Here is a 17,311-nt window from a genome sequence, read left to right on the forward strand (position 1 = left end):
CTCTAGGCCACGCTCGCCGTCACGTCACGTTCGACGTGGCGCACGCCGCGCCCGATCGCGTGATACTCGATGCCCATTTCCTGGAGGGTTTCCGGCTCGTAAAGATTGCGGCCATCGAAGATCACGGGTGTCTTGAGACGCCGCTTGATCGCGTCGAAATCGGGGCTCTTGAAGACTTTCCATTCGGTGACGATCACGAGTGCATCCGCGCCGTCGAGCGCTTGCTTGTGATTGTTCGCATACGTGAGACGTCCGAGCGCATCGGGCTTGTCGTGCAGGTCGATGGCAAAGACGCGGCGCGCCTCATCCACGGCGACGGGATCGTAAGCCACGATGGATGCGCCGCGTTCGAGCAACGCAGCGGCCAGCACGCGGCTCGGCGCATCGCGCATGTCGTCGGTATTGGGCTTGAACGCAAGTCCCCAAAGCGCGATGGTGCGTCCCGTGAGATCGTCGCCGAAACGTTCGACGATCTTGCGCGTGAGCGTATCTTTCTGCGCCTCGTTGACGTTCGAGACCGCCTTGAGAATGCTCATCTCATGGCCGAATTCCGTCGCGGTCTGGATCAGCGAACGCACGTCCTTCGGAAAGCACGAACCGCCATAGCCGCAGCCCGCGTACAGAAAGTCATAACCGATACGCGGGTCCGAACCGATGCCGCGCCGCACCGCTTCGATATCGGCGCCCACACGGTCCGCGAAATTCGCGAGCTCGTTCATGAAAGAGATGCGCGTGGCGAGCATTGCGTTGGCCGCATACTTCGTGAATTCCGCCGACTGCACGTCCATGTAGAGCGTGCGTTCGTGATTGCGGTTGAATGGCGCATAGAGGCGCTTCATGCGATCGCGGGCGCGCTCGCCGGGCACGTCGTCGTCGCAACCAATCACGATGCGGTCGGGCCGCGTGAAGTCTTCTATCGCCGCGCCTTCCTTGAGGAACTCGGGGTTCGAGACCACCGAGAACATGTGATCGACGCCGCGTCCGGCCAACTCGGTTTCTATCGCAGCCTTCACGCGTCGAGCGGTGCCAACCGGAACGGTGGATTTATCGACGACGACCTTGAAGCCGTTCATATAGCGGCCGATATCGCGCGCGGCGCCGAGCACGTATTGCAAATCGGCGGAGCCGTCTTCGTCGGATGGCGTACCCACCGCGATAAACAGCATCTCGCCATGTTCGACCGCCTGCTGCACATTTGACGAAAACGAGAGCCGCCCCGCTTCGCGATTGCGATCGATCACTTCCTTGAGTCCCGGCTCGTGGATCGGAATTCCGCCGCTGTTGAGAATGGCGATCTTGCGTCGATCGACGTCGAGACACAGTACTTCATTGCCGATGTCCGCGAGGCATGCGCCGGTTACGAGCCCCACGTAGCCGCTGCCGATGATCGTCAGTTTCATGGTCCTGCTCCAGGTAGTGAAAATATCGTTGCATCGCTAACTACTTTGTCTGCCGATCAATACGCGTTTGCGCCTGCAAAGCCCTTCCACAGCGTCAGCGCGACGATCTTCATGTCGAGTCCGAAGGTCCAGTGCTGCATGTAGTAGAGATCCAGCTTTACGCGTCCCGACATCTTTTCGATGCGATCCGTCTCGCCGCGATAGCCGTTCACTTGCGCCCATCCCGTGATGCCCGGCTTGATGCGGTAGCGATGCATGTAGCCTTTGACGAGGTCCTTGTAGATATCGTCGTGTTCGAGCGCGTGCGGCCGCGGCCCAACCACCGACATCTCGCCGCGCAGCACGTTGATGAACTGCGGAAGCTCATCCAGACTCGTGCGCCGCAGGAACGCCCCGACCTTCGTCACGCGCTTGTCGCCGCGACGCGCTTGCGTTATTTGCCCGCTCGCTTCGGTGTGTACCTTCATCGAACGAAACTTGTAGATCTCGAACTCGTATCCGTCGATCCCCTTGCGCTTTTGCTTAAAAAACACCGGTCCAGGCGACGAGAGCTTCACCATCAACGCGATCACCGCGAGCAACGGCGCCATGCCAAGCAGCACCAGAGCGGCGAAGACGCGATCGAAGACGAGCTTGGGAAGCACTTTCACATCCGTGATCGGCGATGCCGCCAGGTTGATCGCGGGCACGCCGAGCAAATCCACCACCGCGTTGCTGAAGAACGAGAGGCTGCGGACATCCGGAATGAAGCGCACGTTCACGAAGTCGTCGCGAAACTCGTTCACGAGGCGGTGAATGGTCTGCTCTTCGGAAATCGGCAAGGCAAGCCATAGTTCGCGAATCGCACGGCCGCGCACACGCTTGGTCAATTCCGCGAGATCGCGTTCGATAGGCACGCCCTTGAAGGCATCGCCTTGCATGGGTGAATCGTTTGCGTCGAGTTGCAAGTCGAATACGAGCACGGGGCTAAAGCCCGCTTCGGGACGATTGCGCATCTGGCCAATCAGGAACTTCGCATAAGGCGCCGAGCCGACGATAGCCACCGTCTTCTGATTGAAGCCTTCGCGGCGGATAAACCTGAGCGCCGTATAAATCACGGTCTTGGTGACGATCAACAAACCGATGGTCGACGCAGCCCAGTAAATCAGCCACAAGCGCGACAGCGACTCCGCGCGATGAATGCTGAAGGTGAGCAGCACGCCCGCGCTTTCGACCAGAATCCACGCCGCGATCACGCGCAGCAGCAGGTCATAGAACGGCTTGCCGCGCCATGATTGATAGATGCCGAGAGACGGAAACGTCATCACCATCAGCACGCATGAAAACGCGAGCATGGTGCCTTCCACGTCGTCGACCCATACGAAAGCGCCCGCATAGAGCGACGCGCCGAGCGCTGCGCCCAGCACCGCCATGGCAATGTCGACGACTCTCGATAGCACGCTCAGCATCGCTTTACCCCTGGAAGAAAGATCGCCCGCATATTCGTCTTGTCGCGGATGGAGTCGCCAGCAAATTGCTTGAGTGCTCTTGTCCATCCGCTGTTCAGGCATATGGAATCGGAATAATTAAGGCGCCGCAACCGCGAAAATATGTCTGCGTGTTCAGCCTGATTTTTTTAGAATTATTTGCTCAAGACCCCCTTGCTGGACGGGGCTTTGCAGGCATCGGCTCGCTTAGCAAAAAATATTCGGGCACTCGAACGCATGACAGTCGCGGTTGCTTTCAATGAATAAATGCAGCGCCGCGTCATGATTTTTTTGTTTTAACGTCTCTTTTGCTGCGTGCTAAAAATTGCCTTACCGAATCAGGCGATTAACGCCAGGAGGCTTTTCATGAACGCTTCAGATACCGTGCTCGCCACGGTCGCCGCAGACACGCGCCTAGCCATTCAACCCGTGATCCTTGCAGGTGGTTCGGGCACGCGTCTTTGGCCAATGTCGCGCGAACATTTTCCCAAGCAGCTCATCGGTCTCATTGGCGAGCAGTCGTTGCTGCAGGCCACTGCCAATCGGCTCGATGGTCTTGGCTCGGTGTCCGCGGAGAAGACGTTGCGCGTGGCGGATGCCATCATCGTGTGCAATGAGGAGCATCGCTTCACGACGGCTGAACAACTGCGCGGCCAAGGCCGGCGCGCGCGGCTCGTGCTCGAACCCGTGCCGCGCAACACGGCGCCCGCGCTGACTGCAGCGGCCATTCATGCGTTACGCGCGGGCGAAGATGCGGTGCTCGTCGTCATGCCCGCCGATCATGTGGTTGCAAATCAGGACGAGTTTCATCGAGCGATTGCGACCGGCGCGCAATGCGCGGAGCAAGGGGCGATCGTCACCTTGAGTGTCGTGCCTTCGCATGCGGAAACGGGCTACGGCTACATCAAGAGCGGTGAAGCTCTGCCGTGCGGCGCGTGGAAGCTGGAGCGCTTCGTCGAAAAGCCGCATCTCGAACTCGCGCGTCAGTATCTGGAATCGGGCGAATATGGCTGGAATGCCGGCATTTTCATCGTGCGCGCATCGACTTGGGTTGCAGCTATCGAACACTATCAGCCGGCTATTCATGCAGCGTGCGTCGCGGCATTCGATAAAGGCAGCGACGATGGCGAGTTCTTCCGGCTGGATCGCGATTCGTTCACGGCGTCGCCGTCGGATTCGATCGACTATGCGGTGATGGAGCAACTTGCGGGTGAACGCGCCACGGAGGCCTTCACGGGTGCTGTCGTGCCGCTCGACGCAGGCTGGTCCGATGTCGGCTCATGGGATGCGATCTGGAACATATTGCCTAAGGACGATTCCTCGAATGTCGCGCGCGGACGCGTGATGTTCCAGGGCGCTTCATCGACTTATGCGCATTCCGAAGGGCGGCTGATTGCGTGCGTGGGTACGCAAAATCTCGTGGTGGTCGAAACGGCCGATGCAATCCTCGTCGCCGATAAATCTTGCGCGCAAGACGTTAAGGCAATCGTCGGGCGCATCAAGTCCGAGCGCGGCACGGAGGCTGCGGATCATCGCAAGGTGCACCGGCCGTGGGGACATTACGATTCGGTCGATCAGGGCGACCGCTTCCAGGTCAAGCGCATTGTCGTCAAACCGGGCGCGCGCCTCTCATTGCAGATGCATCATCATCGCGCCGAGCATTGGGTCGTGGTGCGGGGAACGGCGCTCGTGACACGGGGAACGGAAACGTTCATTCTGGCCGAGAACGAGTCGACGTATATCCCTATCGGCATTCAACACAGGCTGGAAAATCCGGGGAAGATGCCGCTTGAAATCATCGAGGTGCAGTCGGGGACTTATCTCGGCGAAGACGACATCGTGCGATTCGAAGATACTTACGGCAGAAATTAAGCTTTAAGCAAGAGCGCGCGGGCCAGCCTTGAGAAGCTGGTCCGCGCGTTCGTATTTTTAGTCGCGCATCTCGAGCGTCATGCGCTCGACCGGTCGCTCTTCAGGCTGCATGACTTGAGCGGATTCCATGTCCACTTCATCGGGTGTATCGCCGCGCGTGGCTTCGGCCGCGATCCAGCGCCGCGCCCATTCGAGTGCATACGTGCGCGCTTCATCCGACGAAGCGAAGCGCGGCCCGATCAAACCGGAACGCTCGATACGCCGCCCGTCTTTCACGATTTCCGCCCAGCCGCGAAACATGTTGCCGGACACTGGCCGCGCGATGGGATAGATGTTGTAGCCGCGCGCATCGACGACCGGCGGACACGCCGGTTCGAAGGGCAACGGCGCCTCGTACGGCCGCGCGGGACGCGATGCGCGCATGCGCCTGACCGTCAGCACGGACGCATTGGCTTGCGCCACGTCGCGCGCTTCCGGCAGACGCCGTGGCGTGCTCGCGAGACTGTTGAACGGCAAGGCGCCCGGCGTTTGCCACGACTCCGGGTTCTGCCAAAACACACCGCGCAGACGGTCACATTCGTACGCCACGGGCGCAGGACGCGGCGCCGCTTCGGTGACCGGCTGACGCGGTACATAGGCGAAAGAACGGCCCGCGTTCGCCAGTACCTTGACGATCTCGATGAGAATGCCGTTCAGTTGCCATTCGACGAAACGGCGCCGGCAGGTTGGAACCGTGGGGTAATGGCTTGGCAATCTGGACCAGGTTTCGCCTGTGGTGAGAATCCACAACACGGCATTGACTACTGTACGTGGATGGGCTTTGGGACGCCCGCGCCTATGCTCGCGGACTTCGCTCTCTCCTATTATTTGGGAGACCAATACCCACTCTTCATTGCTGAGTTCGCTAAAAAACATTGCTTTGCTCCATGCAGTCGACTGCGCTGCGGATATCGGTCTGCGTACTGGTCAAGCACTGACGACGAAGCACAAACCCCGGCTTTGTCAGCACGCGAACGAAGGATCTCGAGGTACTCGCAAACGTTTGCTCGAACAACAAAATGGTGCATTCGTCCGATAAGGTTTTCGCTCTTGGTGCAGCAATTTAACCAAACCGGCGCACGACGCGTAGTCCAGCTCGTGTATGAAGAATATGTGCACGAAGCATACCATTACTATGGTTTGTCCGAATATGACAACACAAGACTTTTTGAGCGAAACTTAGCAGTTTTTTCACTAAGACCTAAAGCATGGGCTAGCGCGGCAGGACGGCATTCTTTAGCGCAAAAAATAATCTTTGTGAAGCGCTAAAAAAACCTTGGTGCTCAAGTGCTTCAGCGTGCTTCCCCGCCGCTTAATTCGGCATTGGCCGGACCTTGCACTGACACCCGCATAAAGCGCCGATTCTTGAGCCGTAAAATCGGTGCTTCGATAAAACGCCACGAAAGCCGCGCCAGAATCCACGTCAGCGCAAACGACGCAAGTACGCAAAGAAAACGCGCCCACCATGGAACACCCGACGCGCCAAACAACGCCTTGACGCTCGCGCTCTTGTAGAAGTCGGGAATGAAGCCGTGGTAAAGATAAAATCCATAGCTAATCTTTCCTAGCGCCGCCAATGGCGCCCACTCAAGCACACGCAAGAGCGGACCGCTTGCGCTACATGCTATCGCGCAAACGAGCATTGCGATACATGCGCCATAGAGAACATACAGCGCGGTGTATGAATAGGGATTGGCCAAGCGCTCCCACTCGGGTTCCTGAAAACACAAGAGCGCGATCACCGTAGAGATAATGACGACCGCGTAAAGCGGCGCGCGCAAGCGACTGCGCTTGACGAACGCGGCTCCTATACCCCCAAGCGCAAGCAACCAAAAATTGGTTAGCGGATGCGTGTAGATTGCAATCGGTGAGTCGTGCAGCGCCTTCATGGTAAAGAGCGAGCCCACCCCAAGCGCAAGCACCAGCCAGCATATGCGCCCGTGCCAATCTGCCCGAAGGCCAAGCAACAGTGGCGCGAAGACGATATAAAACTGCTCCTCGATCGAGAGGCTCCATAAGTGCGAATAACGGCCCGGCCACGCATGCAGCACATCCGCAATCCAGAAGTTCGACAAATAGGCGAAGTGATACGGCATGCCGCCCGCCAACTCGGGACCGGCGAAACCCATGGTCATCAGCACCGCGAGCGTGGCGAGCAGCAGATAGTAGATCGGGAAAATGCGCAACGTCCGCCGATACAGAAAGCGTTTCAACTCCGCGCCGAACGTACTCGTGCCTGCATCGATATACCGTCGCTGTGTCGTCAATATGTCGGTGATCAAAAATCCGCTTAGCGCAAAAAATATCCATACGCCTAAATGGCCCAAGCCGGTTCCTTCGGCCATTGCCTTGTGATGAAGAAACACCAGGAACACGGCGATGCCGCGCAGGCCGTCGAAGCCGCGAATTTTCTCGTTCATCTTTGCACGATCTTGTCTGGTAGATAGGTGGCAGTCTAAGAATAGAAGGGATAAAAATAAAAAAATCCCTTTGTACTTTTCTTGTGTGCTTGAGCCTTGGGCTGAAGCCGCTAAAGTTGCCGCTACCGCGCACCGGAAATATTTCCTAACAAGCCGCGCTATTTCTTCCCAATTTTTTAGACCGACCATCGAGCTCGAGCGCGTGCGACTAAACGACTAGCCGCCGATCATGACTTCCTTGAGGAATAGCGATGAAGAAGCATGTCCAGGAGCTGACAGGCTTGCGGTGTATCGCGGTGATGATGGTCGTCATCGGACACGCGCAGCATATGAGCGCTGGCGGTTTCAAAGGCGTCTATGCGCCGCTGCGCCTGATATCGGATGGCAGGCTCGGCGTGCTGATATTCTTCGTGCTGAGCGGGTTTTTAATTACAGGCATTCTGCAAGCCGAGTGGCAAGCAACCGGCACCATTCGCCTCATGCCGTTTTACGCAAAGCGCGCGCTGCGCATTTGGCCCGCGTTTTATATCTATCTCATGATCGTGTCGATGCTAGCGGCTGCCGGTCTCGTCGATGTCGATCATCGGCAGGTTGCTTTGGCTGCATTGCATCTCTGGAACTATGCCGGCGTCGCGGGCCTTGCGAACGTGAACGCGGCTCACGTCGAAGGCGCCTGGTATCTCGGGCACTTCTGGACGCTCGCGCTCGAAGAACAGTTTTACTGGTTTTGGCCGCCGCTTCTCTTTTACATCCTGAAGCGCGGCGATCAACGTGTACTCATCGGATTGATCTTCTTCGTGCCACTCGTGAGAATAGCCACTTATTTTGCGGCGCCGAGCCTTCGCGGGCAACTCAGCATGATGCTGCATACCGGTATCGATCCAATTCTCATCGGCTCCTATGTCGCGATGAATAAGGACCGTCTCGCGCAAAAGGTCGCGTCGCTGCCGTTAGGCTCGGTCATTCCCAGCGTGCTGATCGCGCTTCTGTTGTTCGTCGTGCCTCCCGTGCAGGACAAACTCGGCGGATTATGGCGCGCCACCTATGGCACGACGCTCGAAGCCGCGATGGTCGGCTTCGTCATCATCGTGCTGGTTTCTCAAAACGGCTTCTGGTTCTCGCGCTTGCTGCGTACCGCGCCGTTCGTTTATGTCGGCACGATCTCGTTCAGCCTTTACTTATGGCAGCAGTTATTCATGCATCCGCATTCGCCGGTTGCATTCGGCTTTCCGGGCTGCGTAATCGGTGCGCTCGTCGCCGCGAGTTTGAGCTACTTCCTGGTCGAAGTGCCGTTCCTGCGCATGAAGGATCGCTTGCGGCGCGGGTGGGCAGAAGCCGGCAGCCTGGCATGACGCATGGCGATGCACTCAGCACGCAGGGGCCGAAGTAATTTGCATGCGCCATTGACCGTGTGCGGCGTGTCGCTGACGCGTACTTGCGAGTGCTTGCAATTGCGATGGTTCAGCACCTTACTCACTCTTCGCCCCATACTCCAGCTTCGGATACCAGTCCGTTCCGCGCCCTTCCGGCGTCATGTCGAGCACGGTCCAGAGCGGCATTGGATCGGGCGCGCCGCGCGGGTCCTCGCCGGGATCGGCCGTGGCGAAATCCATCTCGCCGCTCCAGAAATGGCGAATCACGCCGTCGCGCCGCGTGAAGACATTGATGGCCGGTTCGTCGCCGCCGTCTTTCGAAACGCCGTGATAATCGCGGCTGAAATTGCCATTCGTATCCGAGAACAAGGCGAGATCGCGCCAGCCGCGCTCTTGCTTGAACGCGACCAGCCGTTCGAGCGGCGAGCGCGCGATGACCGCCAGCGCCACGCGCTGTCCAATGTCCGCCGCCTCCCCTTCCCACGCCGATAGCAGCGACGTACACATCGGGCACGGCCGCTTGCGCTCCGGCCCGAACATGTAGCTATACGTGACGAGCGTGTTCTTGTCGCCGAAGAGCCCGTCGATATCGACCGCGCCGCGCTCGCCGTCGAAGTGATAATCGCCCTTGACGATACCGCCAGGCGGCAGCGCGCGCCGCATCTCCGCAACCCGCTCGATATGTCGCCTCAATTCGATTTCCTCGGCAAGCAACGCAATACGCGCCTGCCGATACTCCGCGCTTTCGTTCGGAAAAGTCATGGTGGCGCGTTGGGCCAGTTCTGCTGCGGGAACGAGCGTATTCATGTTTCGTCTCCTGTCATGAAGGCTTAATCGCGATCCGGCGCGCCCGGCGGAAAGAACGCGCGATACGGCCGCGCTTCATCCACCGCACGCGCGAACGAAGGCCGCGCTAGCAGACGCTTTCGATACGCGATGACGTTCGCGTACCGCTCATCGATGCGATGCGTCCAGTCCGCGTAAAACAGAAACGGCGCCGCGCCGCAATCGGCGAGAGTGAAGGCATCGCCCGCCGCCCATTCGCGTTTGGCCATCAGGCGGTCGAGCCAGGCGTAGGACGTGTCGAGCATCGCGCGGGCATCCGCGACACCGTGCGGGTCGTGCTCGCCATCCGCGCGCATGCAATCGAACACGATCTTCTGCTGCGGCGTGGACACGTAGTTGTCAAAGAAGCGGTCGAGAAAGCGCACTTCCAGTGCGGCGCGCGGATCTTCCGGAATCAAGCGCACCGGGCCGGGATGAAACAACCCGAGATACTCGATGATCACGCTTGCCTCGATCACGGAACGGCCGTTGTCGACGAGCACGGGAAAGCGCTTTATCGGCCACAACTCCGTCAGTTCCCGCATCGCCTCGGGCATTTGCGGCGAAAGCGCGCGCCATTCGAACGGCGTCGCGTTCTCGTACAGCGCGGTCAGCACCTTCTGACAATACGAGGAAAACGGATGCGCGTACAGAATCAGACTCATCGATAAAACTCCTGTAATAAGCCGAAAGAAGCAAAAAACCGTCGCGACTTTGGCCCTTATCTGCACGACGCGCGACCACGTTAAAAATCGACAGCGGATCATGCGGAATTAAAAAAAATTTGTTGTGCGATGCAGCGCTGACGTGCCGTCCTTTGTTAAGGTGCGAGACCCGAAGCACCAGCGAAACCCGCGAAACTCTGCATGACGCCCATCTATAAGATAAATATTGTGATAGCGGACGACCAGCCCGCCGTGCTGTTGGGCCTGCAAAGCTGGTTCGAGGCGCGCGGGCGTTATCGGGTGGCGGCAACGGCGCGCAACGCCGCGCAGCTGTTCACGAAGCTCGAAAGGACGGGCGGCGATCTCATCGTGATGGATTGTGCGTTCGAAGGCGCGCCAGGCGGCGAGTTTCCGCTGCTGCGCATGGTGCGCGAGCGTTTCCCCGATGTACCCGTGGTTGCTTTTACGCAGGAAACCGAGCCGAATACGCTCTTCGCGATGCAAGAGGCGGGCGCGGCGGGTATCGTCAGCAAGTGCGACGAGATGCGCGAAATGGAGCGCGTTTGTCAGCGCGCGTTGTCAGGGGCAACGGGCATTGTTTCCCGCCGTATCGCGGCGTACTGCAACACCGCGCGCAGCTTCGATATCAATCCGTCGTATCGCGACGTGCGCGTGTCCGTCAAAACAGTCGCAAGTTGAACGCGGGGCGCGTGCCCCGCGCCATTGCTAGACCTTCTGTTTGTCCAGTTCCACCAGCGCGCGCCTGGGGTAACCGACTTCCTTGCCGTCATCGAAACCCTTCTCGTACGCGCGCTGATCGAGCGCCCTGAAAAGCGGTTCGAGCTCGTCGACCTGAGTGCGGATCAACTGCATCAGAGGCTTGATGAGCGCGGCGGACACGACGCCCGCGTCCTCTCCTGGGCGCTTCGCGCCGCATACCACCTGGACCATCGCGCGCAACGTCTGCGCGCGCTGCACGCAGTAATCGGCAAGCGGCATGCCGTGCGTGATGACGGGCTGCCCTTTCTCGTCGATCGACACGGATATGTTCGGCTCCATGAGTCTTCCCCTTTTAGTTGAGTTGGAGCTGAACTCTAGGAGTCTGGGCTTGGCGGCCGCCACGGGATAAATCCTAAAACCGCGCGATAACTGTAAGCCTGCCGTCAAGCAATTGCCCATCAGCAAGAACCCGCCAACTTCGTTACGATGTTCGACTAAACGAATATCCCCAGTCCGCGCGGATGACACGCATCCCGCTCATCGATAAAAACATCATGCCCACGCCGCCCCACGCCATCGGTTTCACGCTTGCTCCGCTCGACCGCGTCTCTGAAAAGCGCGACGACGACAGCTTCGTCGCCGGTCTGCGCGATCAGACGTCCACGCGCTTTCTGCTCTTCGTGAACGATGTGCCGCTCTTCAAGCGCGCGCACGGTCACGATCCTTTGTTCGATGCAGACGAAGCCGCGAAATTCGGCGCGCCGCTGCAAACCGTGCTGCTCGGTCGCGAAGCGGATGGCCGCGCGCTCTTCGCGCACGCGCTCGAAGGCAGCGCCGAGAGTATTGCGAATGCGCTCGAGGCGTCGCCCGTCGAAGCGGTGGAGTTGCGGCCCATCGCAATGCAAGGTCTTGTCGAACCGTCGCTCGTCAGTGCGCTCGGCGAAGCGCGTTCGATGCTCGACTGGCATCGGCGGCACCGCTTCTGCGCGAACTGCGGCCACGCCACGGATGCCGCCGGCGCGGGCTGGCGACGCCTTTGTCCGAACTGCCACGCACAGCATTTTCCGCGCGTCGATCCGGTCGTCATCATGCTCGTCACCGATGGCGAGCGCTGCCTGCTCGGGCGGCAAAAGCAGTTCGCGCCCGGCATGTACTCGGCGCTCGCGGGCTTCGTCGAGCCGGGCGAGACGTTCGAGCATGCGGTGTACCGGGAAGTGCTGGAGGAAGCGGGCATCCGCTCGGCCGACGTGCGCTACTACGCTTCGCAACCGTGGCCGTTTCCATCGTCGCTGATGATCGGCTGCTTCGCACGCGCGGTCGAAACCGACATCACGATCGACTACAACGAGCTTGAGGATGCGCGCTGGTTCTCACGCGAGGAAGTAGCGTCGATGCTCGATGGCTCCCACGCGCAAGGCTTGTCCGCGCCGAAGCCGTTTGCCATCGCGCATCATTTGCTGAAGGCGTTCGCGGAAGAATAGCGATCAGCCGCGTGTCTTGCGCCATTGCGCGTAGGCGGCGAGCGTTTCTTCGTTCGGCGGATACGTGCCGCGCAAGATCGCGCCGTCCGCCACGCGCTTCGCGATGAACTCTTCCAGCAACTCCTGCTCGGCCGCGTCCCTTGCGACCTCGGACGCCATGTGACGCGGCACGATGACGACGCCATCCACGTCGCCGACGACGATATCGCCCGGATACACCGCCACGCCGCCGCATGCAATCGGCACGTTCATATCGACCGCGTGATGCTTCGCGAGATTGAGCGGCGCGCTCGCGCCCGCGCAGAACAACGGCAAGCCGATATCGCCTATCGTGCCGCTGTCGCGCACGCAACCGTCCGAGACCATGCCCGCGACGCCGCGCACCTTGAGACGCGTGGTCAATATCGATCCCGTCGACGCCACCGTGCGATCGCCGCGGCAATCCTGCACGAGCACGCTGCCAGGCGGCGCCGTTTCGACGGCCTTGCGCTGCGGATGATCGGGGTCCTGAAACACGCCGACGTGATCGATATCCTCACGCGCCGGAATATTGCGCAACGTGAACGCGGGGCCGACGAGGTTCGGTGCGCCATTAGCGGGCTTGACGAGCGGCGCGACGCCTTGCAGAAACACGTTGCGCAAGCCGCGCTTGAAAAGCTGCGTGGTGAGCGTCGCGGTGCTGACGTGGCGCAGTTGCTCGATGGTTTCGTCGGCGACGTCGATGTCTTGAATGGGCATGGTGTCAGTGAATTTCCGGATCGTCGTGCGATTTCATTTCAGCAGAGTCATCGGCCAAGGGTTCTTCGAGAAAGTCGAAGTCGCAACCCTTGTTCGCCTGGGTGACGTGCAGTTGATGCATCACGCCAAAGCCGCGCTCGAACGGGCGTTTCGGCTTGATCCACGCCGCCTTGCGCGCGGCGAGTTCCGCGTCGCTTACGTCGAGATGAAGCTTGCGCGCGTGCACGTCGAGTTCGATGACATCGCCATCCTCGACCAGCGCAAGCGGTCCGCCGACGAACGATTCCGGCGCCACGTGCAGCACGCACGCGCCGTAGCTCGTGCCGCTCATGCGCGCATCCGAGATGCGTACCATGTCGCGCACGCCTTGCTTGAGGAGCTTTTGCGGAATCGGCAACTGGCCCCACTCCGGCATGCCGGGCGCGCCGACCGGTCCTGCGTGCTGCAGTACGATCACGGAATCGGCGGTGATGTCGAGTGCTTCATCGTCGATGCGCGCGGCCATGTCGGCGTAATCCCTGAACACGACCGCCGGGCCGCGATGCCGCAACAGATGCGCTTCCATCGCAGCCGGCTTGATGACGGCGCCATCGGGCGCAAGGTTGCCGGTTAGCACGGCGAGGCCATCGTTCGGCACGAGCGGGTTGCTTCGCCGGCGAATGACGTCATCGTCGAAAATTTCGGCACCCTCAATATTTTCGCCGAGGGTCGCGGCATTGACAGTTAGTTGCGAGCCATCGATTAGATCGCCGAGTTCCGCGAGCAGCGCGCGCAGGCCGCCTGCATAGAAGAAGTCCTCCATCAGATATTTGCCGGCCGGACGCAGATTCGCGATGACGGGCGTGATGCGCGACAACTCATCGAAACGCGCGGTCGTGAGCGGCACGCCCGCGCGGCGCGCGACGGCCACGAGATGCACGATGGCGTTGGTCGAGCCGGACATCGCGAGCACGGTGGTGATGGCGTTATCGAACGACTTCGGCGTGAGGATGTCGAGCGGCTTGAGATCGGTCCACACCATTTCGACGATGCGTTGCCCCGTTAGCGATGCGAACTGCGCGTGCCGCGAATCCACAGCGGGGATCGAAGCGAAGCCCGGCAGCGTGAGGCCGAGCGCTTCGGCGGCGCTCGTCATGGTCGAAGCGGTGCCCATCGTCATGCAATGGCCCGGCGAGCGCGCAATGCCGCTCTCCACGCCCTTCCACTCGTCTTCCGTGATCTTGCCCGCGCGCAGTTCGGCCCAGTACTTCCACGTGTCCGACCCGCTGCCGAGCGTGCGGCCGTTCCAGTTGCCGCGCAGCATCGGGCCGGCGGGCAGGAAGATGGAAGGCAGATTCATGCTGATCGCGCCCATCAGCAGGCCAGGCGTGGTCTTGTCGCAGCCGCCCATGAGCACGCAGCCATCGAACGGATATGACCGCAGCAGTTCCTCGACTTCCATCGCGAGAAAATTGCGGTAGAGCATGGTCGTCGGCTTCTGGAACGGCTCGGCGAGCGTCATCACCGGCATTTCGACGGGAAAGCCGCCCGCCTGCCAGACGCCCCGCTTCACTTCCTCGACGCGCTGCTTGAAGTGCGTGTGGCACGAATTGATCTCGCTCCATGTATTCACAATGGCGATGACCGGCTTGCCCATGTAATCGGACGAGTGATAGCCCATCTGCGCCGTGCGCGAACGGTGACCGAAGGAGCGCAGGTCGTTCACGCCGTACCAGCGGTGGCTGCGCAACTGTTCGGGCGTCTTGCGGGATGAGGTCAAACCGTGTCTCCTTGTGCGGCCGGATCGTCGTCCGGTCTTTCAGCGCGATGGTATCGCTACCATTGAATCGAACCGCATCCTAGCGCTCGCATCGAAGACGCGTCGCCTAGGGTTTACGATTCATTTGATACTGAGCCGCACCGACGCGATGAGATCGGAGAGCCCGAGCCAGAGAATCTGCACGCCGATGCAGAAGATGACGAACGCGAAAAGCCGCATGGCGACCTGCGTGCCGACCGTGCCGAGCAGCCGTTCCAGATGCCCGGCAAAGCGCACGCACAAGTAGATGCTCGCGCACACGAGCACGAGACCGACGATCACGCCGATCAGATGCACCGGCTGCAACCCTTCACGCGGCGACCCGGTTCCGAGCGCGATGGCGACAGCGATGGCACCCGGTCCGACGGTGATCGGCAAGGTCAGCGGATAGAACGCCTTGGCGCGCAGCGAAGCACCGCTACGCGGCGTGGGCGCGGGTTCGGTCGTTGTGTCGTCGTCGGGCGCCTGGAGCAATCCCCACCCCGCCATGGCCACGACGATACCGCCCGCCACGCGCAGCACCGGAATGGAGATGCCGAAGAAGTTGAGCACATAAGCACCGACCAGCAGCGACACGACCAGGATGGCGAAACTATTGATGCAGATGCGCCGCGCGAGTTCGCTGCGTTCGGCATCGGCCAGATGCGGCAGCATGCTCAGCACGACGAGTGCGACCGCGGGCGGATTGATGATCGGAAACAGGCCCGCGACGATCACGAGCACGGTCTTCGCGAACTCCGTGAACATGTCCGCTCACTCCAGATTGAACGCCGTGATCCGAACGTCCGAGTCCTTGCAGGCATCGTCACGGCACACGCCGCTGAACCAGATTTCGCCGTCGCCGATCATCGCGCCTTGGTCGCGCACGAAGAGCTTGGCGTATTGCTGATGCGCGACGGTATCGACGAGTTCTGGCGTGAAGATGCCCGCGTAGGCCGCCACGAACTCGCGCTTGTTACGCAGCAAGGCGTTGTCGCCATTGCTGTTGCGATGCACCGCGATCGGATAGTGGATCATGCCCGCGACCGCGTTCTTGTCGCCGGCCGCGACGGCCTGCTTGAGCTTGTCGAAGAACGCGCGATATGTCTCGTGGGCGCCGAAGAGCGTGTCGATGCGGGCATCGACATCCTGATCGGTCTGCGCGTTGGCCGCCGGTGGCAGCGCGCCGCACAACGCGGCGGCGGCGCAGCAAGCGCTCAGGAAACGGAACATCGATCGAAGCGGCATGCAAAGGCACTCCGTGTCAAAAGAAACCGCGAAGCATCGCGCCAGGCGTCGCACTCAGGCGAGCGGCGCGCCGAGAATCAACAGCCATTCGGTCAGAAACGAGCCCAGCCCCACGCCGATCAGCACGCGCGCGAGGATCGTCCAGAAGCGGTTATCGACATTGCCGGAACAACGCCACGCCACCGCGCACCACGCCAGATAGAGTACCGAACCCGCCACGAATAACGCGAGCGTGCCGGGCCAGAACCAGATGGTGAGCAACAGGAACGTTTCGGGAGCGAGGCCGCTCGACAGAAGGTAGAGATAGAGCGCCCACCATGCGAGATGCAAGGGCAGACCCAGTAGCCACCAGACTTTCCAGAAGCGTTCTTCTCCGCGCCAGGCTCTGGGCAACATAGTCAACATGCGTCGTCTTAACTGCTGGAATGAGGCCCGAATTCTACTCCACGCGCCTCGTTTCCTCTGTCCGCGCTCACGCCGACAGGCTGCGCCGCTTCGCCTCGATGCGCGTGATGAGTCGCTGCAACACGCTTTCCGCCGAGCCCGAAAGCCGCGTGAAGCGAAAGCCGACGACATAGCGCACGTCGCCACGCGGCGTCGTGATACTGCGTGGCGAGACGAGCGCGAGATCCACCGAAAGCGAGCCGCCCGCACCGAGGTTCAAAAGGACATCGGTGAAGAGCGTGCCGATCTCCGTTTCCGCGAGGCGCGGCGTATCCATGCGCAGCGCGACGCCGCCGAGCGAAATGTCGTGCACTTCGCAGTGGAACGGGTCACCGTCCGGATAAGTGCCCTTGGCGAAGAAGGGATCGAGAATGGGCGCCGGCACGCGGAAGTACTCGCGGCGCTGCACGTGATAGACGGCTTCCGGGAACGATACTTCGAACGCTTGTCGTCCCTCGAAGCTCACCGCTTGTGCCGGGCCCGTCGTGAACTCGACGCGTACGCCTTCCGGCGCGCCCTTGAAGTACAACTGCGGCGCTGCGAGCAACGCGCGATTGTCCGACTCCACGCCGCCCCAGTCGAACACGATGCGCCCTTCGCGCGGGTCCACTTCCAGCAGTTGCGTGACGATCTGGCCGTGCGCGCTCGCCACTGTCAGCATGTCGCGCCGCTGCATGAGCGAACGCAGACAAATGCCCATTTCGGAAGGCGTACGGCGGGCAAAGCGCGCGTAGTCTTCCGCGAGTTGTTCGATGTCGGTAATGGGCGGGGCAGTCTGCGACTGCGTTTCAGCGAGCATGGCGGTCGGGTCGATTGAGGTTTCCAGCAGGAACGACGAACAAT

General features: G+C 60.6%; 17 protein-coding genes. 4 read left to right on the forward strand and 13 right to left on the reverse strand.

From position 1 onward, the window contains the following. Positions 1 to 2: 2 nt before the first annotated feature. Positions 3 to 1,400: a UDP-glucose dehydrogenase family protein gene (locus ACYQ47_RS07470; protein ID WP_250468654.1), complete on the reverse strand. Its 1,398-nt coding sequence runs from the start codon at positions 1,398 to 1,400 to the stop codon at positions 3 to 5. 56 nt (positions 1,401 to 1,456) lie between these two features. After that, a complete protein-coding gene (locus ACYQ47_RS07475; RefSeq protein WP_244829975.1) occupies positions 1,457 to 2,848 on the reverse strand; it encodes an undecaprenyl-phosphate glucose phosphotransferase in 1,392 nt (463 codons plus the stop codon). 384 nt (positions 2,849 to 3,232) lie between these two features. On the opposite strand from ACYQ47_RS07475, the gene ACYQ47_RS07480 reads away from it, so the two are divergent. After that, positions 3,233 to 4,738, forward strand: a complete 1,506-nt coding sequence (locus ACYQ47_RS07480; RefSeq protein ID WP_459904972.1) for a mannose-1-phosphate guanylyltransferase/mannose-6-phosphate isomerase — start codon at positions 3,233 to 3,235, stop codon at positions 4,736 to 4,738. A 57-nt stretch (positions 4,739 to 4,795) separates the two neighbouring features. On the opposite strand, the gene ACYQ47_RS07485 is transcribed toward ACYQ47_RS07480, so the two are convergent. Then, on the reverse strand, positions 4,796 to 5,653 hold the full coding sequence (locus ACYQ47_RS07485; RefSeq protein ID WP_250494223.1) for a transposase: 858 nt from the start codon (positions 5,651 to 5,653) through the stop codon (positions 4,796 to 4,798). A gap of 416 nt (positions 5,654 to 6,069) precedes the next feature. Beyond that, positions 6,070 to 7,386, reverse strand: coding sequence for an acyltransferase family protein (locus ACYQ47_RS07490; protein ID WP_459904973.1), 1,317 nt, complete (start codon positions 7,384 to 7,386; stop codon positions 6,070 to 6,072). Between the two features lie 62 nt (positions 7,387 to 7,448). On the opposite strand from ACYQ47_RS07490, the gene ACYQ47_RS07495 reads away from it, so the two are divergent. After that, positions 7,449 to 8,549 carry an acyltransferase family protein gene (locus ACYQ47_RS07495; protein ID WP_459904974.1) on the forward strand — a complete coding sequence of 367 codons (1,101 nt, stop codon included), beginning with the start codon at positions 7,449 to 7,451 and terminating at the stop codon, positions 8,547 to 8,549. Between the two features lie 117 nt (positions 8,550 to 8,666). On the opposite strand, the gene ACYQ47_RS07500 is transcribed toward ACYQ47_RS07495, so the two are convergent. Beyond that, positions 8,667 to 9,377: a DUF899 family protein gene (locus ACYQ47_RS07500; RefSeq protein ID WP_250494226.1), complete on the reverse strand. Its 711-nt coding sequence runs from the start codon at positions 9,375 to 9,377 to the stop codon at positions 8,667 to 8,669. Between the two features lie 23 nt (positions 9,378 to 9,400). Next, entirely contained in the window at positions 9,401 to 10,060 is a 660-nt protein-coding gene (locus tag ACYQ47_RS07505) for a glutathione S-transferase family protein (RefSeq protein WP_459904975.1), read from the reverse strand. A 201-nt stretch (positions 10,061 to 10,261) separates the two neighbouring features. Between ACYQ47_RS07505 and ACYQ47_RS07510 the strand changes: the two genes are divergently transcribed. Then, entirely contained in the window at positions 10,262 to 10,759 is a 498-nt protein-coding gene (locus ACYQ47_RS07510; RefSeq protein WP_459904976.1) for a response regulator, read from the forward strand. A gap of 27 nt (positions 10,760 to 10,786) precedes the next feature. On the opposite strand, the gene ACYQ47_RS07515 is transcribed toward ACYQ47_RS07510, so the two are convergent. Next, on the reverse strand, positions 10,787 to 11,119 hold the full coding sequence (locus tag ACYQ47_RS07515; protein ID WP_244829967.1) for a hypothetical protein: 333 nt from the start codon (positions 11,117 to 11,119) through the stop codon (positions 10,787 to 10,789). Positions 11,120 to 11,334: 215 nt separating this feature from the next. On the opposite strand from ACYQ47_RS07515, the gene nudC reads away from it, so the two are divergent. After that, positions 11,335 to 12,261 (forward strand): NAD(+) diphosphatase, encoded by a 927-nt coding sequence (gene nudC / locus ACYQ47_RS07520; RefSeq protein ID WP_244829966.1) that lies wholly within the window; start codon positions 11,335 to 11,337, stop codon positions 12,259 to 12,261. Positions 12,262 to 12,264: 3 nt separating this feature from the next. Here nudC and ACYQ47_RS07525 read toward each other — a convergent pair whose 3' ends face one another. The 6 genes from ACYQ47_RS07525 to ACYQ47_RS07550 form a co-directional block, all read right to left on the reverse strand. Continuing rightward, positions 12,265 to 12,999 (reverse strand): ribonuclease activity regulator RraA, encoded by a 735-nt coding sequence (locus ACYQ47_RS07525; protein ID WP_250468673.1) that lies wholly within the window; start codon positions 12,997 to 12,999, stop codon positions 12,265 to 12,267. A gap of 4 nt (positions 13,000 to 13,003) precedes the next feature. Continuing rightward, complete coding sequence (gene araD, locus ACYQ47_RS07530) at positions 13,004 to 14,758, reverse strand: L-arabinonate dehydratase (protein WP_459904977.1); 1,755 nt, start codon at positions 14,756 to 14,758, stop codon at positions 13,004 to 13,006. Between the two features lie 120 nt (positions 14,759 to 14,878). Beyond that, a complete protein-coding gene (locus tag ACYQ47_RS07535) occupies positions 14,879 to 15,544 on the reverse strand; it encodes a MarC family protein (protein ID WP_244829963.1) in 666 nt (221 codons plus the stop codon). A 6-nt stretch (positions 15,545 to 15,550) separates the two neighbouring features. Further along, positions 15,551 to 16,024, reverse strand: coding sequence for a hypothetical protein (locus ACYQ47_RS07540; protein ID WP_250494231.1), 474 nt, complete (start codon positions 16,022 to 16,024; stop codon positions 15,551 to 15,553). A gap of 54 nt (positions 16,025 to 16,078) precedes the next feature. Then, positions 16,079 to 16,420 carry a hypothetical protein gene (locus tag ACYQ47_RS07545; RefSeq protein ID WP_250468685.1) on the reverse strand — a complete coding sequence of 114 codons (342 nt, stop codon included), beginning with the start codon at positions 16,418 to 16,420 and terminating at the stop codon, positions 16,079 to 16,081. A gap of 76 nt (positions 16,421 to 16,496) precedes the next feature. Continuing rightward, positions 16,497 to 17,267, reverse strand: a complete 771-nt coding sequence (locus ACYQ47_RS07550; RefSeq protein WP_459904978.1) for a flagellar brake protein — start codon at positions 17,265 to 17,267, stop codon at positions 16,497 to 16,499. Positions 17,268 to 17,311: the final 44 nt, after the last annotated feature.

The sequence above is a fragment of the Caballeronia sp. HLA56 genome (genome assembly GCF_054655155.1).

Excerpts from the sequence above, each read along its gene's own strand:
- ACYQ47_RS07490 (WP_459904973.1), bottom strand. The coding sequence starts at position 7,386 with ATGGTCGGTCTAAAAAATTGGGAAGAAATAGCGCGGCTTGTTAGGAAA.
- ACYQ47_RS07545 (WP_250468685.1), bottom strand. The coding sequence starts at position 16,420 with ATGTTGCCCAGAGCCTGGCGCGGAGAAGAACGCTTCTGGAAAGTCTGG.
- ACYQ47_RS07540 (WP_250494231.1), bottom strand. The coding sequence starts at position 16,024 with ATGCCGCTTCGATCGATGTTCCGTTTCCTGAGCGCTTGCTGCGCCGCC.
- ACYQ47_RS07495 (WP_459904974.1), top strand. The coding sequence starts at position 7,449 with ATGAAGAAGCATGTCCAGGAGCTGACAGGCTTGCGGTGTATCGCGGTG.
- ACYQ47_RS07510 (WP_459904976.1), top strand. The coding sequence starts at position 10,262 with ATGACGCCCATCTATAAGATAAATATTGTGATAGCGGACGACCAGCCC.
- ACYQ47_RS07515 (WP_244829967.1), bottom strand. The coding sequence starts at position 11,119 with ATGGAGCCGAACATATCCGTGTCGATCGACGAGAAAGGGCAGCCCGTC.
- nudC (WP_244829966.1), top strand. The coding sequence starts at position 11,335 with ATGCCCACGCCGCCCCACGCCATCGGTTTCACGCTTGCTCCGCTCGAC.
- ACYQ47_RS07475 (WP_244829975.1), bottom strand. The coding sequence starts at position 2,848 with ATGCTGAGCGTGCTATCGAGAGTCGTCGACATTGCCATGGCGGTGCTG.
- ACYQ47_RS07505 (WP_459904975.1), bottom strand. The coding sequence starts at position 10,060 with ATGAGTCTGATTCTGTACGCGCATCCGTTTTCCTCGTATTGTCAGAAG.
- ACYQ47_RS07525 (WP_250468673.1), bottom strand. The coding sequence starts at position 12,999 with ATGCCCATTCAAGACATCGACGTCGCCGACGAAACCATCGAGCAACTG.
- ACYQ47_RS07550 (WP_459904978.1), bottom strand. The coding sequence starts at position 17,267 with ATGCTCGCTGAAACGCAGTCGCAGACTGCCCCGCCCATTACCGACATC.
- ACYQ47_RS07470 (WP_250468654.1), bottom strand. The coding sequence starts at position 1,400 with ATGAAACTGACGATCATCGGCAGCGGCTACGTGGGGCTCGTAACCGGC.
- ACYQ47_RS07485 (WP_250494223.1), bottom strand. The coding sequence starts at position 5,653 with ATGTTTTTTAGCGAACTCAGCAATGAAGAGTGGGTATTGGTCTCCCAA.
- ACYQ47_RS07480 (WP_459904972.1), top strand. The coding sequence starts at position 3,233 with ATGAACGCTTCAGATACCGTGCTCGCCACGGTCGCCGCAGACACGCGC.
- ACYQ47_RS07500 (WP_250494226.1), bottom strand. The coding sequence starts at position 9,377 with ATGAATACGCTCGTTCCCGCAGCAGAACTGGCCCAACGCGCCACCATG.
- ACYQ47_RS07535 (WP_244829963.1), bottom strand. The coding sequence starts at position 15,544 with ATGTTCACGGAGTTCGCGAAGACCGTGCTCGTGATCGTCGCGGGCCTG.